Genomic DNA, 13,006 nt, shown 5'->3' on the forward strand with positions numbered 1-13,006 from the left:
TTTATTATGCGGGAGCAACAACTAAAATATCGCGCTCCACTAAATTTTCGATTTGAAAGTTAAATTGTTCAACGACACTCACATTTTTTTCATCTTTAAAAATATTAACAGCCTTCAAGCCACTAGGATCAGTGACGGCCATTTTCAAGGTATCTAAGTCTTCACCAATTGTGACCTTGAGTTTGTAACTGGCACCATAGGGTGTTTCACCGTTTAATGGTCGTTCTAATTGGAAACGACCACGGTTTGATTTCACGAATCCAACATCTAACAAAGCATATTTTTTAATTTTTGAACTGATTTTAAATACCCGTTCATCACCTAAAACTTTAACTTCATCTTTTGCCATTTTGAATCCCTCTTTTTCCTCAACTTGATAGTCGCACTTCCCTTTGATTATAACATCACTACGGAACTAGACCAAGTGACGTGATAAACAGATCCGCCGGAAAATTCAAGATCCATTCAGCAACTGTTGAGGTCCGCGGACAAGTCTCATCCTTGTCTTTTTTGAAACGTTTCTTCCCGAGCAACCCCTTCCGCTTTACTTCGCTTTCACCGCGAATGGCTTTGCCCTTCCCCGTGAAAGTTTGTTAATGCTCAGGGGTTAAGCGCCCGAGGAAACGCTCTGTAATTTCTGCTATTGCTTCTGCTAGTTTATGGACGCTTTCTATCGTGTTCTGATCTCCGAATGAGATTCGTAATGATTCACTGATTTGTGGGGCGTGTTCGTCTCCATACAGTGCAATCAGGACGTGCGAGGGTTCTAGGCTACCGGCAGTGCATGCCGAGCCGCCAGAGACTGCAAATCCTTTGAGATCGAGTTTCATCAGCATTAAGTTAGTTGGTACACCACGTAGCCACAAATTTAAGACGTGAGGAAGCCCCTCTTGAGGCGCCGGGCCGTTGATCTCAAAGTCGACGTCTTTCGCCTTCAAATCGGTAATCAACGTTTGTTTGAGCGTCTGTAACTGCTCGCGTTTCTCGACTTTACGTTCGGGGGTTAGATCTGCGACGGCTTGAGCCAAACCGACAATGCTAGGAATATTCTCGGTACCAGCGCGACGCAGATGTTCCTGTTCGCCGCCATGCATAAAGGGTTCCAAGTTTAGGCGTTCGTTCATGTACAAGAAGCCGATTCCCTTAGGACCATGCAATTTATGCCCAGAAATCGATAGTAGATCGACGCCCAATGCGGTCACATCGATGTCAAGAATACCGTAAGCTTGCACGGCATCGGTATGAAAAATGGCCTGATGATGTTTGAGTAACTGTCCAATTTCAGCAATAGGTTGGATCGTGCCAACCTCGTTATTGCCCATCATGACCGAAACGAGAATCGTATCCGGACGCAAGGCAGCTTGAACGTCAGTCACACTGACACGGCCTTCTCGATCAACCGGTAAATAAGTGATTTCATAGCCCTGTGTTTCCAAATAATGCATCGTTTTGAGAATTGCAGGGTGTTCAACTGCCGTCGTAATCAAGTGACGGCCGCGTTCGTGATAAGCCGCAACAGTTCCTAAAATGGCAGTATTATCACTCTCAGTACCTCCACTGGTGAAGACGATCTCATCGGTTTTTGCATGAATACTGCGCGCAATTGTCTGACGGCTCTGATCGAGCAGATGATGGCTCTGGCGGCCATAATAATGCGTGCTTGAGGCGTTACCAAAATCATTCGCTAAAGCAGCACTCATGGCCTGAACCACATCTGGACTCATAGGCGTTGTGGCCGCATTATCGAAATAATAGTGGTTCAACTTTAATCGTCCCCTTTTATCGCTTGTAACTCTGGTAAAGCAGTCAACAACAAGGTGGCCGCGTTTTTACCAGCCTGAACAACAAATTCACTGAAGTTTACGGATGCCGAGTCATCACCGTTGTCGCTAATGGCGCGAATGATTAAGAATGGTTTGCCAAAGCTGGCGGCAACCTGTGCGACCGCAGCACCCTCCATTTCGACTGCTGCAACGCCCGCAAATTCTTGCTTAATGGCAGCCACACGGTTAGGATCAGCCACGAATTGATCCCCAGTTGCGATCAACCCTGACATGGTCTTGATTCCTAACTTAGTTGCAGCTGCGCTAACAACTTTTAAAACTGGTTGATCTGCATAGAAATAACGATCATGACCGGGTACTTGTCCGAGTTCATAATCGCCACCACCGGTCACATCAACATCATGATAGACAAGGCGATCGCTCAAGACTAATTCGCCGATTGAAAGCCCATCTGCCACCCCTGCCGCAGAACCAGAGTTGATCACTAAATCGACTTGATAATGATCGAACAGCAATGACGCTGTTAACGCGGCTTGAACTTTACCAATCCCAGATTGAGCCAAGACGAGTTCGACGCCTTCATAAGAGCCAATGGTGAATTCGACCTGTGCAATGGATTCGATGCTCACCGCACTTAATTTTGTTTGGTAGAGACCGATTTCTTCAGCCATCGGCACTAAAATTCCAATTTTTAACATTTGTTCCTCCTGAGATAGGTTGTTGAATTTAAGTTAGTTCGAACGAATTGATCAATTTTAACGTCATCAGATTTAACACAATAATTGGTTAACGGATTAAATGAAGAATAAGACGAGATAGATGGCGATAATCAGCACCACAACGGCAAAAATTGCCCAGTTTAAACGACGCCTCATGAAGGGATGACGAACCTCTTTCTGATGATCATTCACCCCTGAAGAGCGCTGCGACTGTTGACGTGCCACTCTCGATAAAGTTGCATTGGTTGCTTCAGTTTGCGTGGTGTCGGTCGCTGACTCATGACTGATTGAGCGTGATCGTCGATCCGAGCGACGATGAGATGGTCTGGTGTCAATAATCGTATCTGGTTCTTCATTTGTTTTCATGTTTATCCTCATTTGCGATGAGTTGTTCCCAATATTTAACAGCTAATAACGTCTTCGCATCCACATAATCAGTGGCTTCTAGACGCGCCTGGATTTCTGGAAGTGTCAACAACTTAACTTCAAGGAATTCATCTTCATCTAGCGGCCGCTTGTTCAAAATTGGGCTCAGATCAGTTGCAAGATATAAGAACATCCGCTCGGTTGCAAAACCGGGCGAACTATAGAAATTACTCAACAGTTGCCACTGTTCGGCCTGAACGCCAATTTCCTCATTCAGTTCACGTTTAGCTACAACCAATGGGTCTGTTTCCGTTGCTTCGATTTTACCCGCGGGTATCTCCCACGTCTCGTGTTGCAAGGGAGCGCGCCACTGCCGCACAAAATAACCCTGTTGATGATCCGCCGTTAAGGTCAAGATGGCAACAGCGCCATGATGCTGCACAATGTCGCGTTGAGCGGGCTTGCCATTAGGTAGCTCGACAGTTTGATGATGCACGTCAATAATATGACCATGATAAACCAGTTCATCACCGATTACTTTTTCAGTAAATTCACTCATCGTTAGTTCACCTTCCATAATGTAACTATCATACCTTATCAACACAGGGCTGTAAATGATTTTCTCTTACTTTTTGTTCGTAAACCGGCCGAACGGAAATAAATTCAACCCTCATTCCCCTAAGCATGAGTTCAAAATCAACCTTTAGCCTTATTTAGATTTTCTCTGACTATGCTAGAATTTGATTAGAAAGTTGCGATGGAGGTCTATCATGCAAACAAAAAAGAATACACGGCGATTGTTCTACGTGATCGCAGTTGTTTTAATCCTAATCTTAAGCTCCGTTAGAGTTACTATTCAGGGCCCTAGGGGGCTCGTCGATATTGCGGCACTGATTTTGACCGCATTGTCCACCGCCCTCATTGTTCGTGCCATCACGCTTCAGGGTGATAAGCGCCTATTTCGCAAGTTGATGGCTTGGTCATGCTATTTCATGACTGGTTGCATCATTTTAGGCACCCTTTTGACCGTCGTCGATTTATCGAGTGATGATTCTTTGGCACTCAGCATCGTCGGGCTCTTCTTCGCATTTATCGCGTACCTATTTGCAGGTGTCGAGACAAAAGCGCGACCAGCAACCGAAAGCTTCGACGCACCAATTAATAACAAGCTGTTGAATCACTATCATCAGGCAGGTTTATCTGACACAGATATCAATGTTTTCCGCGAGACAATGGCAGAAGCCAAGCAAGAGATCATCGACCTTGAAAAAGTCATGACTGCAGTTCCTAAGTTACGTGCAATTAATCTGAATCACGACACGCTTGAAGTGGCTAAGGCGATGTTCGCAGCGCTCGTTAAGGAACCAGAACGTCTGCAAGAGGCTGCTGATTTTCTCTATAAGCACCTGCCTAATAGCCTACAGATCGCTCGTAAATATCAAGAAATCAACACACACGAGGTTAAGACCGCCGATACCTATGCCGTGCTTGACCGCAGTGTTGAAGTACTGGCAACCCTCAGTGAACAAATGAAACACGATTACACCGACTTTGTTGCGGAAGATATCTCTGACTTATCGACGACCTTAGACGCCGTTAATCATCCTGATCAGCGGGCTGATTTTAACTTGAAGAGTGAACAATCAATCGCGCAGATGCAAGATCAGCTGAGCCAGATTCAAAAAGATTATCTCACAAAACAACAGTCTGGTGCTGATTCTGATGCTGTAGATCATGCCGCTGACGCAAAGACTGACACATTGAAAGATGGTGATTCCCAGAATGACTGAGACAGAAAAAAATCAAACTCAAAATCCGCTTTACGATGACTTGCTAGCGACGCCATTCACTGAACAATCAACACCGGCGCAGCCACAGAAAGTCGATAGCCAATCGAGTTTGCAACAGTTATCGCCGCAGCAACAAGCACAGGCCCAAGCGCTTGCCAAGCAAATTGATACGCAGAATCAAACCGCAGTACTTAATTATGGTGCCAACGCGCAAAAAAAGCTCTCTGAGTTTTCACAACAGATGTTGAATCAGGTTCAGAGTCAACAGACCGGTGAGATTGGGAACTCTCTGACTGATCTCATGTATCGACTGAACGAAGCGAATCCTTCCGAACTCGCGGCAGAGAACAACAATGTCTTCCGCAAGATCTTCGGTAAGGTCAAACGTTCGATTTATGAAATCACGACCAAGTATCAAAAAATTGGCGCCCAAATCGACGCTATTGGCTCTAAATTAGATCACCAAAAGAACGCCTTGCTCGTCGATAGTAAAATGTTAGACGGCCTCTATGAGCAAAATAAAGCTTATTTCGATGCCCTAAATGTTTACATTGCCGCAGGAAAAGTGAAGTTGGAAGAACTAGAACAACAACAAATTCCAGCATTACTTGCTGAAGCCGAACAAAGTGGCGATCAGATGAAAGTTCAAGAAGCCAACGATCTTAAGCAATTTGCAGATCGACTCGAAAAACGAACTCACGATTTGCAATTAGCTCGCGAAATTACGATTCAACAAGCGCCGCAAATTCGCCTGATTCAAGGCACAAATCAAGCCCTTGCTGAAAAAATCCAAGCGTCAATCAACACTGCGATTCCCTTGTGGAAGAATCAAGTTGCAATCGCGCTAACCCTTCTTCGCCAAAAAGACGCTGTCACTGCTCAGCGCCAGGTTTCGCAAACAACCAATGATCTCTTGCTGAAGAATTCAGAGATGTTGAAGATTTCAGCAATTGAAACCGCCAAGGAAAATGAACGCGGCGTTGTCGACATCGAAACACTTCAGAAAACACAGAATGATCTCGTTGAAACCTTGCAACAAACCCTTAAGATCCAACAAGAAGGGCGTCAGAAACGTCAACACGCAGAAGCCGAGTTACAAAAAATGGAATCCGAGCTTAAAAACCACCTATTAGCCTATAGCCGTGGGGAAATTGGTGATGGCACCACATTCAGAAAAGACGTCACCGATTTCTAAATCAACGTCTCAACTCAATCATTTGTTTCAAAACAAGTTAAAAACACACGATGATGCCGCCGACTAAATCGGCGATGACATCATCGTGTGTTTTTTTGAACGCTAAAGTCTTCACGTTTGAAGCTTAATGGGACTAGAAGTTAACCTCAGAAACCGTTTATTCGGCGTCTTGGTCATCATCTTCAATAATTTCAACGTTAATGGCTTGCGGACCTTTTTCACCTTGAGCCACTTGAAACGTCACTTGCTGACCCGCTGTTAATGTCTTAAATCCGCTGGTTTTGATGGCAGAGAAGAAAACAAAGGTGTCTGGCAAACCTTCAGATGAAATGAACCCAAATCCTTTTTGTTCATCAAATGAACGTACTTTTCCTTTTAACATGAAGCACACCCCTATTCCTATGCTTTTTTAGGATCGAAGCCTTCTGTCACGACCTCAGGAAACTCTGCGCGAACAATCTGTGCACAACTTGCACACAGATTTGGTAGATCTGCATCGGAACCCACATCAGTCAACGTCTTACGGCAACGATCACAAACCTCGCCTGGCGCATGAACAACACGAATTGAGAAGTTGTCAAAACTCGTGGCATCTGCAGGAGCGGCGTCTGAACTGATGGCTAGCTGCGAAACAATTAAGAGTTGTGCGACATCCGCCTTCAGGTTAGTTAACAACGTCTGTAATTGTTCGCTTGGATAGATGGTCACAGCAGCTTCCAATGACTTGCCAATGATCTTCTCTTGGCGTGCTGTTTCAAGCGCGCGGTGGACGTCATCGCGGAAGTTCATAAACTCTACCCATTGTGAACGTAATTGTGCTTGACTAGGATAGTCCTTAGCAACAGGCATTTCAGCCAATTGCACGTAGTCCTCAGGTTCTGACAAGTACTGCCAAACCTCTTCAGCCGTATGTGGCAAAATCGGTGTTAATAATTTTGTCAATGCAACTAAACTCTCGTAGATCACCGTCTGCATTGCGCGACGTTCAGGCTCATTCTCTTGGTCGATGTAAATCACATCTTTGGCGAAGTCGAGATAGAACGCCGAGAGATCATTGACCAAGAAGCTATTAACAAGCTTAAAGACGGTTGCAAAATCAAACTGATCGTAGGCTTCGAGCGATTGCTTAACGACGTCATTCAAGCGAACTAACAGATATTGATCGACTTCACGTAACTGCTCAAAGTCTAAGCTGTCTTTTTCAACGTCAAAGTCAGTGACATTAGCGAGCATGAAACGCATTGTATTGCGAATCTTACGGTATGATTCGGAAACTTGCTTAAGAATATCCATTGAAACGGCAACATCAGAACTAGCATCCGTTGAAGCAACCCAGAGGCGGACAATTTCGGCACCAAATTGACGGAAGACATCATTAGGATTGATCACATTGCCAAGTGACTTACTCATCTTATGGCCTTTATCATCCAGGACGAAGCCTTGTGAAACGACCTGACGATAAGGTGACTGCCCGGTAACAGCAACACTTGTGATTAAGCTTGAGTTGAACCAGCCACGATACTGATCAGATCCTTCTAAGTAAAGGTCTGCAGGGAAACTTAATTCTGGTCGTTGAGCCATGACGGCTTGGTGAGACGAACCCGAATCGAACCAGACATCGAGAATATCTTTTTCTTTGGTAAACTCACCATTAGGACTGCCTGGATGGGTGAATCCCTCTGGCAATAATTCTTTAGCGGATTTTTCATACCAAACAATCGAACCGTACTTTTCAAACAATTCTGCCACATGTTCAGTGGTCTCTGGCGTGATAATTGCCTCACCATTTTCTGCATAGAAAATTGGTAATGGCAGTCCCCAAGCGCGTTGACGAGAGATGACCCAGTCGCCACGATCACGAATCATATTATAAAGACGAGTTTGTCCCCATTCAGGGCTAAATTTAACTTGCTTGATTTGTGCCAAGATCTGATCACGAAAAGCGTCTATAGAGGCAAACCATTGTGTTGTCGCACGGAAAAACACTGGTTTCTTTGTCCGCCAATCATGTGGGTAACTGTGCACGAAAAAGCTGAGTTTCAGTAAGGCACCCGCTTTGGTTAAGGCATCGGTCACCAGTTTGTTGGCATCATCATAGAAAACACCCTCAAATCCTGGTGCATTCTCGTTCATGTATCCCTGAGCATTGACGACTGAGTAAACAGGCAAATGATACTTCTGACCAACATTAAAGTCATCCGCACCATGACCAGGTGCCGTGTGGACCAAGCCAGTCCCATCATCCAACGTGACGTGATCACCTAAGATCACAACAGATTCACGATCATATAAAGGATGCTTTGCTTTGACGAACTCGAGGTCTTTACCAGCAACGTGTGCTAAGGTTTCATAGTTCTCAAATCCAATTGCGGCTGTTGCCTCAGCCAAACGTTCTGTCGCGATGACATACTTCTTACCATCCGCCTTGATTACACTATAGTCAAAGCGTGGATTAACTGAAATAGCCAGGTTTGCTGGAATGGTCCAAGGCGTCGTAGTCCAGATAATCAGCGACGTGTCGGTATCTAACACGCCATTACCATCGATCACCTTGAAAGCCACGTAGATTGATGGTGACTTAATGTCATGATATTCGATCTCCGCTTCGGCCAAAGTCGATTCGGAAGATGGTGACCAGTAGACAGGTTTCTTACCCTTGTAGATATAGCCTTTTTCAGCCATCTTGCCGAAGACGCGAACCTCCTCGGCTTCAAATTCGGGTTGCAATGTAATATAAGGATGGTCCCAGTCGCCAGCAACACCTAAGCGTTTAAAACCTGCTTTCTGCTTTTCAACTTCTTGCATCGCATAGTTGTAGCAGAGTTTCCGGTATTCGATAGGATCCATTGTTTTACGATCGACACCCTGTTTAGCTAATTGCTGCTCGATTGGCAAGCCGTGTGTATCCCAGCCCGGAACATAAGGCGCGCGAAATCCACTCATCGACTTATAGCGAACGATAATATCTTTACTGATTTTATTCAGTGCGTGACCTAAATGAATGTTCCCATTTGCAAACGGAGGGCCATCATGCAACATGAAAGTTGGTTTACCCTCATTTAATTTTTGACGTCGCTCATAAACTTTATTTTCTTCCCATTGGTCTTGCCATTCTGGTTCACGCTTTGGCAAACTACCGCGCATAGGAAACTCGGTTTTACCCAAGTGTAAGGTATCTTTGACACGCATAAAATCAATCCTCCGTATTCTTACTGAAAATAAAAAAACGCCCTATAAATATAGGACGAGATTCCCGTGGTACCACCTAAATTGAAAAGCAAAACGCTCTTCCACTTCAATATTGATTATCCAATTGTCTCTCAAGGCGATGCATCATGTGCTGGAACATACCGAACTCACACCTACTCCGGCTCGCTTGAATGACACCACATGATTTAAACTTGAGTGCTCACCTAACAATCAACTAGACTTAAATGGCCCCTAGTGACAAGGTTAAGATTAATTATATTCTACTTGTTTTCGTCTGGAAAAACAATGGTTATCCCATCGTCCGATTGACTGGCATCTGTAGAAGTCTCAACTGACTCACCCTGCGTGTCATTACCGCGGTTACGGTACTGAAAAGCAGGTTGATCCTCAACCTCTGATTCAGAAGTTGTTTCAGTCGCAGGCTCAACCGACGCTGTCTCAGCAACTGGCGCTGCTTCTGGCGTTGTCGTTGCTTCTTCCACAGTAGCTTGCTCATCTTCTGGTTGCGCTTGAGCTTCTGGACGAGTTTCAATTTCCGGCGTTGCATTCGGTGTTTGATTCAGTAAATCCTGCCATTCTGGTGCATTCACCATTGCCAATTGCGATTGTAATAAAACTTGCAATTTTTGATGGAAGACTCGTGTACTATCACGAAGATCAGCCGTCTCAACAGTCAATTGACGTGACCGATCTGCAGCTTCGGTTAAAATTTGATTTGAGCGATCTGTGGCTTCTTTAATGAGTTCATTTGCCTGTTTTTGTGCCTCTTGTTTCGTCAACTCTGCTTCATGTTGAGCATTCTCGCGAACACGTTCGGCCGCATCCTGAGCAACGATAATCGATTGATTCAGAGCATCTTTCAACTCAGTGAAATAGCTGACCCGTTCTTGACTCTCCTTCAGGGACTGCTCTAACTGCTGATTCTGCAGCAGCACATCGTTGTAATCTGTTGCGACTTGATCGAGAAAGTCTTGAACTGCATCTGGATCAAAGCCCCGAAAGTGCGTCTCAAATTTTTGATTCTGTATATCACTTGGTGTTAATGCCATTCTAAAATCTCCTTATTCATTAATAACTCAAGGGTTGCCGCCGTAATGTTGCGATTTTTAGCTTATACCGTTCTTTGCGAGTTCGTCCCAGCACGTCTAGAACCTGTACTCGGCCAAATTTACGAACACTTAACATATCTAGTAAATCAACTTGAAAATCAGGATGTTGGTTGACACTCCAATTCACTTGAACACGTTGATCCTCGACAAGTTCTTTTGCACGTTGTCGAGAAATATTAAACGTTTCAGAAATAATCGTGTCTAAACGCATCGAAGTCGCTACAATCGATTCTTCTTGCCAATCGACAACCGGTTTAACGGCATCAAGAATAGGAACAGGTTCAACTCGAACGTTAATCGATCCAATCTTCACGATTTGTTCTTCAAAGAAGGACGCCATCGACTCGACACCAAAAAACTGCCAAGTTTCACCATCTGTGATGATGTCACCGAATTGGCTACGATCGACACCAGAATTAATCAAAGTTCCTAGGATTCGACCATGAGAAAGCGTCGCGAACTTCACCGGATACTTGATCTCGAAAAGTTGGATATGATAATCCTGGCTTTCAGGGGTAAAGTAACCCGGTGCAAAAATGACTCGTCGACGTTCGGACTGATTGTAGCCGCCATCTTGCCAATAACGGAAGGAATCATCAACTTTGCCCACAACGGTTTCAATCAGAAAAATCTGCCGTGGATCCAAAAAGTTGGTTAATATTGGACGATATTCATTCATTGCTTGATTTCGCCAGTCGTTGATGCGCTCGATAAACGGACGCTCTTCTGGACGAAAATGTTGGAAAACTGCACTATCCAATTGATTTCCTCCCTTCAATTGACGGGTCAATCCATTGACAGTTTAAACTAGAATAACCCGAAGAAAATGACGGTTAACCCACGTTGTAAAAGATAAACCAAACCTAACGCAATAATTGGTGAAATACTGATACCACCAAATGATGGAATAAATCGATCAATTAAGTTAAATAACGGCTCTACCAGTCTTGAAATGAGTTGCCCGAACCTAGAATAGCGAGCACGAGGTACCCATGACATGATGGCATAGATCACAATTGCCAGGTTGTAGGCCTGCAGTAAATAATAAAGCAGCTCATAAAGTCCACTTATGAATGTCATCAGTCGAAGTCCTTATCACTTTGTAAAACATCGGTGATTGAACCTTCAATTTCAAACTTAGCAGGTGTGCATAAGAAAATCTTATCACCCACACGTTGAATCTCGCCTTTGATGGCAAATACGGTGCCAGTTAAGAAATCAATCACCCGACGTGACTGTTGATCGTCCATCTGACTAAAGTTGACCACAGTTGCTTGATTGTTCAACAAAGTAGTCGCGATCTCTTTAGCATCTGCGTAAATACTCGGTTCGGAAATAACAATTTTACGTGCCATGGCGCGCGCATTGTTTAAGGGCACAACATTATCAACACTATTGGTCGTTGAACCACTCATTGGCACATCTTCAGTGACTGCGCGATCTTGAGTGTTTTCTGTTTCATAATCTTCATCATCGTCTTCTGTCATTCCGAAGAAACGACTTAACTTTTCAAAAGCCATCGTCAATCACCTCACTGATCTGCGCCTATTTTTGGCGGCGCTTCAAGAATGGTGGCACATCATCGTCATCTTTTTGATGATTTTGTTCATGTTCGTCTTTTAAAGGATGTGTTTGAAAAGCGTCGAAGCTTGGCTTTTCAATGTTTTCAAACTCACGTTCAGCATTTTGTGGACGGTTTGACATCTTTGAAGTTTCTGTCTCGGTTTGTAAGATGTTCCAAGGATCGTCATCTTTTTCAGCAGCCTTCTTGTCATCTGTCTCAGCAGCTGCTTTATTGATCAAGTTGCGGTTCGGCGTTGCCTTGCGTTTCTTAGCCGCGTCAATATCGCCAATTCCAGTTGCAATCACGGTCACACGAACTTCATCGCCTAAACTTTCATCAATTGAAGTTCCCCAAATGATATTAACATTTGAAGAAGCAGCTTCAGAAACGATTTGAGAAGCAGCTTCCATTTCATACAACGTCAAGTCGAGGCCACCGGTAATGTTCAACAGTACCTTCTCAGCACCTTGAATAGAAACTTCAAGCATTGGTGAAGAAATTGCCTTCTTCGTTGCCTCAGAAATACGATTCTCACCAGTTGCAGAGCCAACACCCATTAAGGCAGAACCCTGATCTTTCATGACGTTCGTGACATCAGCAAAGTCCAAATTAATATAACCTGGAGAGGTGATCAAATCGGAAATACCTTGAACACCTTGACGGAGCACGTTGTCTGCTTCATGGAAGGCTTCATTCAATGGCGTCTTCTTATCGATCATTTCCAATAAACGGTTATTAGAAATGATGATCAATGTGTCCACGTGTTGTTTCATTTGAGAGATACCCTCAGCCGCGAAACGTGCGCGATCTGGACCTTCAAATGTAAATGGACGTGTCACAACACCAACGGTTAGGGCACCGAGATCTTTTGCAATCTTAGCAACAACTGGGGCAGCACCTGTACCTGTACCGCCGCCCATGCCGGCAGTCACGAAGACCATGTCTGCACCTTGTAAGGCATTGGTCAAAGCTTCTTCACTTTCATCTGCGGCTTTCTCGCCGACCTCTGGCTTTGAACCTGCGCCCAAGCCACGAGTCAATTTAGGCCCGAGTTGAATCTTAATATCTGCTTTCGATTTGTCTAAGACTTGCAAGTCAGTGTTAGCTGCGATGAATTGAACACCTTGAATATTCTCTTCGATCATGCGTTCAAGCGCGTTACCACCAGCACCACCAACACCGATAACTTTAATAATTGCGCCGGAAGTTTGAGCTTGCTCTTCTGTTTTTGATTCGTTCATGTGCGTTTTCCTCCTAAGGTTTCACAAA

14 protein-coding genes are annotated in these 13,006 nt (G+C 44.4%); 2 read left to right on the forward strand and 12 right to left on the reverse strand.

All coding sequences use genetic code 11. The features are described from left to right. Positions 1-4: 4 nt before the first annotated feature. The 5 genes from FC15_RS07510 to FC15_RS07530 all read right to left on the reverse strand — a co-directional run bounded on the left by FC15_RS07510 (position 5) and on the right by FC15_RS07530 (position 3,428). Complete coding sequence (locus tag FC15_RS07510) at positions 5-349, reverse strand: DUF1831 domain-containing protein (RefSeq protein WP_057825433.1); 345 nt, start codon at positions 347-349, stop codon at positions 5-7. 244 nt (positions 350-593) lie between these two features. Next, positions 594-1,763 (reverse strand): cysteine desulfurase family protein, encoded by a 1,170-nt coding sequence (locus tag FC15_RS07515; protein WP_057825435.1) that lies wholly within the window; start codon positions 1,761-1,763, stop codon positions 594-596. Positions 1,764-1,765: 2 nt separating this feature from the next. Continuing rightward, positions 1,766-2,482 carry a 5'-methylthioadenosine/adenosylhomocysteine nucleosidase gene (locus FC15_RS07520; protein ID WP_057825436.1) on the reverse strand — a complete coding sequence of 239 codons (717 nt, stop codon included), beginning with the start codon at positions 2,480-2,482 and terminating at the stop codon, positions 1,766-1,768. A 96-nt stretch (positions 2,483-2,578) separates the two neighbouring features. Further along, complete coding sequence (locus FC15_RS07525) at positions 2,579-2,869, reverse strand: hypothetical protein (RefSeq protein ID WP_057825438.1); 291 nt, start codon at positions 2,867-2,869, stop codon at positions 2,579-2,581. Continuing rightward, a complete protein-coding gene (locus FC15_RS07530; protein WP_057825440.1) occupies positions 2,856-3,428 on the reverse strand; it encodes an NUDIX hydrolase in 573 nt (190 codons plus the stop codon). Before FC15_RS07530 ends, FC15_RS07525 begins: the two co-directional genes overlap by 14 nt. A gap of 211 nt (positions 3,429-3,639) precedes the next feature. Here FC15_RS07530 and FC15_RS07535 point away from each other — a divergent pair, with 211 nt between their 5' ends. Next, a complete protein-coding gene (locus tag FC15_RS07535) occupies positions 3,640-4,659 on the forward strand; it encodes a 5-bromo-4-chloroindolyl phosphate hydrolysis family protein (protein WP_057825442.1) in 1,020 nt (339 codons plus the stop codon). After that, on the forward strand, positions 4,652-5,854 hold the full coding sequence (locus FC15_RS07540; protein WP_057825445.1) for a toxic anion resistance protein: 1,203 nt from the start codon (positions 4,652-4,654) through the stop codon (positions 5,852-5,854). Before FC15_RS07535 ends, FC15_RS07540 begins: the two co-directional genes overlap by 8 nt. A 157-nt stretch (positions 5,855-6,011) precedes the next feature. On the opposite strand, the gene FC15_RS07545 is transcribed toward FC15_RS07540, so the two are convergent. The 7 genes from FC15_RS07545 to ftsZ form a co-directional block, all read right to left on the reverse strand. After that, positions 6,012-6,236, reverse strand: a complete 225-nt coding sequence (locus FC15_RS07545; protein ID WP_057825447.1) for a cold-shock protein — start codon at positions 6,234-6,236, stop codon at positions 6,012-6,014. A 17-nt stretch (positions 6,237-6,253) separates the two neighbouring features. Continuing rightward, entirely contained in the window at positions 6,254-9,043 is a 2,790-nt protein-coding gene (gene ileS, locus FC15_RS07550) for an isoleucine--tRNA ligase (RefSeq protein ID WP_057825449.1), read from the reverse strand. 281 nt (positions 9,044-9,324) lie between these two features. Then, complete coding sequence (locus FC15_RS07555; protein ID WP_057825451.1) at positions 9,325-10,113, reverse strand: DivIVA domain-containing protein; 789 nt, start codon at positions 10,111-10,113, stop codon at positions 9,325-9,327. Positions 10,114-10,132: 19 nt separating this feature from the next. Continuing rightward, on the reverse strand, positions 10,133-10,933 hold the full coding sequence (locus tag FC15_RS07560) for a YlmH family RNA-binding protein (RefSeq protein WP_235803365.1): 801 nt from the start codon (positions 10,931-10,933) through the stop codon (positions 10,133-10,135). 47 nt (positions 10,934-10,980) lie between these two features. After that, positions 10,981-11,253: a YggT family protein gene (locus FC15_RS07565; protein WP_057825455.1), complete on the reverse strand. Its 273-nt coding sequence runs from the start codon at positions 11,251-11,253 to the stop codon at positions 10,981-10,983. After that, positions 11,253-11,693, reverse strand: coding sequence for a cell division protein SepF (locus FC15_RS07570; protein WP_057825456.1), 441 nt, complete (start codon positions 11,691-11,693; stop codon positions 11,253-11,255). The genes FC15_RS07565 and FC15_RS07570 overlap by 1 nt, the downstream gene beginning before the upstream one ends. A gap of 25 nt (positions 11,694-11,718) precedes the next feature. Further along, complete coding sequence (gene ftsZ, locus FC15_RS07575; RefSeq protein ID WP_057825458.1) at positions 11,719-12,978, reverse strand: cell division protein FtsZ; 1,260 nt, start codon at positions 12,976-12,978, stop codon at positions 11,719-11,721. Positions 12,979-13,006 lie beyond the last annotated feature (28 nt).

Source organism: Lapidilactobacillus concavus DSM 17758, assembly GCF_001435835.1.
Lineage (GTDB): Bacteria > Bacillota > Bacilli > Lactobacillales > Lactobacillaceae > Lapidilactobacillus > Lapidilactobacillus concavus.

What these genes read in the sequence shown, in the direction of transcription:
- FC15_RS07525 (WP_057825438.1), bottom strand. Translation starts at nt 2,869, where the DNA reads ATGAAAACAAATGAAGAACCAGATACGATTATTGACACCAGACCATCT.
- FC15_RS07555 (WP_057825451.1), bottom strand. Translation starts at nt 10,113, where the DNA reads ATGGCATTAACACCAAGTGATATACAGAATCAAAAATTTGAGACGCAC.
- FC15_RS07570 (WP_057825456.1), bottom strand. Translation starts at nt 11,693, where the DNA reads ATGGCTTTTGAAAAGTTAAGTCGTTTCTTCGGAATGACAGAAGACGAT.
- ftsZ (WP_057825458.1), bottom strand. Translation starts at nt 12,978, where the DNA reads ATGAACGAATCAAAAACAGAAGAGCAAGCTCAAACTTCCGGCGCAATT.
- FC15_RS07565 (WP_057825455.1), bottom strand. Translation starts at nt 11,253, where the DNA reads ATGACATTCATAAGTGGACTTTATGAGCTGCTTTATTATTTACTGCAG.
- FC15_RS07545 (WP_057825447.1), bottom strand. Translation starts at nt 6,236, where the DNA reads ATGTTAAAAGGAAAAGTACGTTCATTTGATGAACAAAAAGGATTTGGG.
- ileS (WP_057825449.1), bottom strand. Translation starts at nt 9,043, where the DNA reads ATGCGTGTCAAAGATACCTTACACTTGGGTAAAACCGAGTTTCCTATG.
- FC15_RS07520 (WP_057825436.1), bottom strand. Translation starts at nt 2,482, where the DNA reads ATGTTAAAAATTGGAATTTTAGTGCCGATGGCTGAAGAAATCGGTCTC.
- FC15_RS07535 (WP_057825442.1), top strand. Translation starts at nt 3,640, where the DNA reads ATGCAAACAAAAAAGAATACACGGCGATTGTTCTACGTGATCGCAGTT.
- FC15_RS07510 (WP_057825433.1), bottom strand. Translation starts at nt 349, where the DNA reads ATGGCAAAAGATGAAGTTAAAGTTTTAGGTGATGAACGGGTATTTAAA.
- FC15_RS07530 (WP_057825440.1), bottom strand. Translation starts at nt 3,428, where the DNA reads ATGAGTGAATTTACTGAAAAAGTAATCGGTGATGAACTGGTTTATCAT.
- FC15_RS07540 (WP_057825445.1), top strand. Translation starts at nt 4,652, where the DNA reads ATGACTGAGACAGAAAAAAATCAAACTCAAAATCCGCTTTACGATGAC.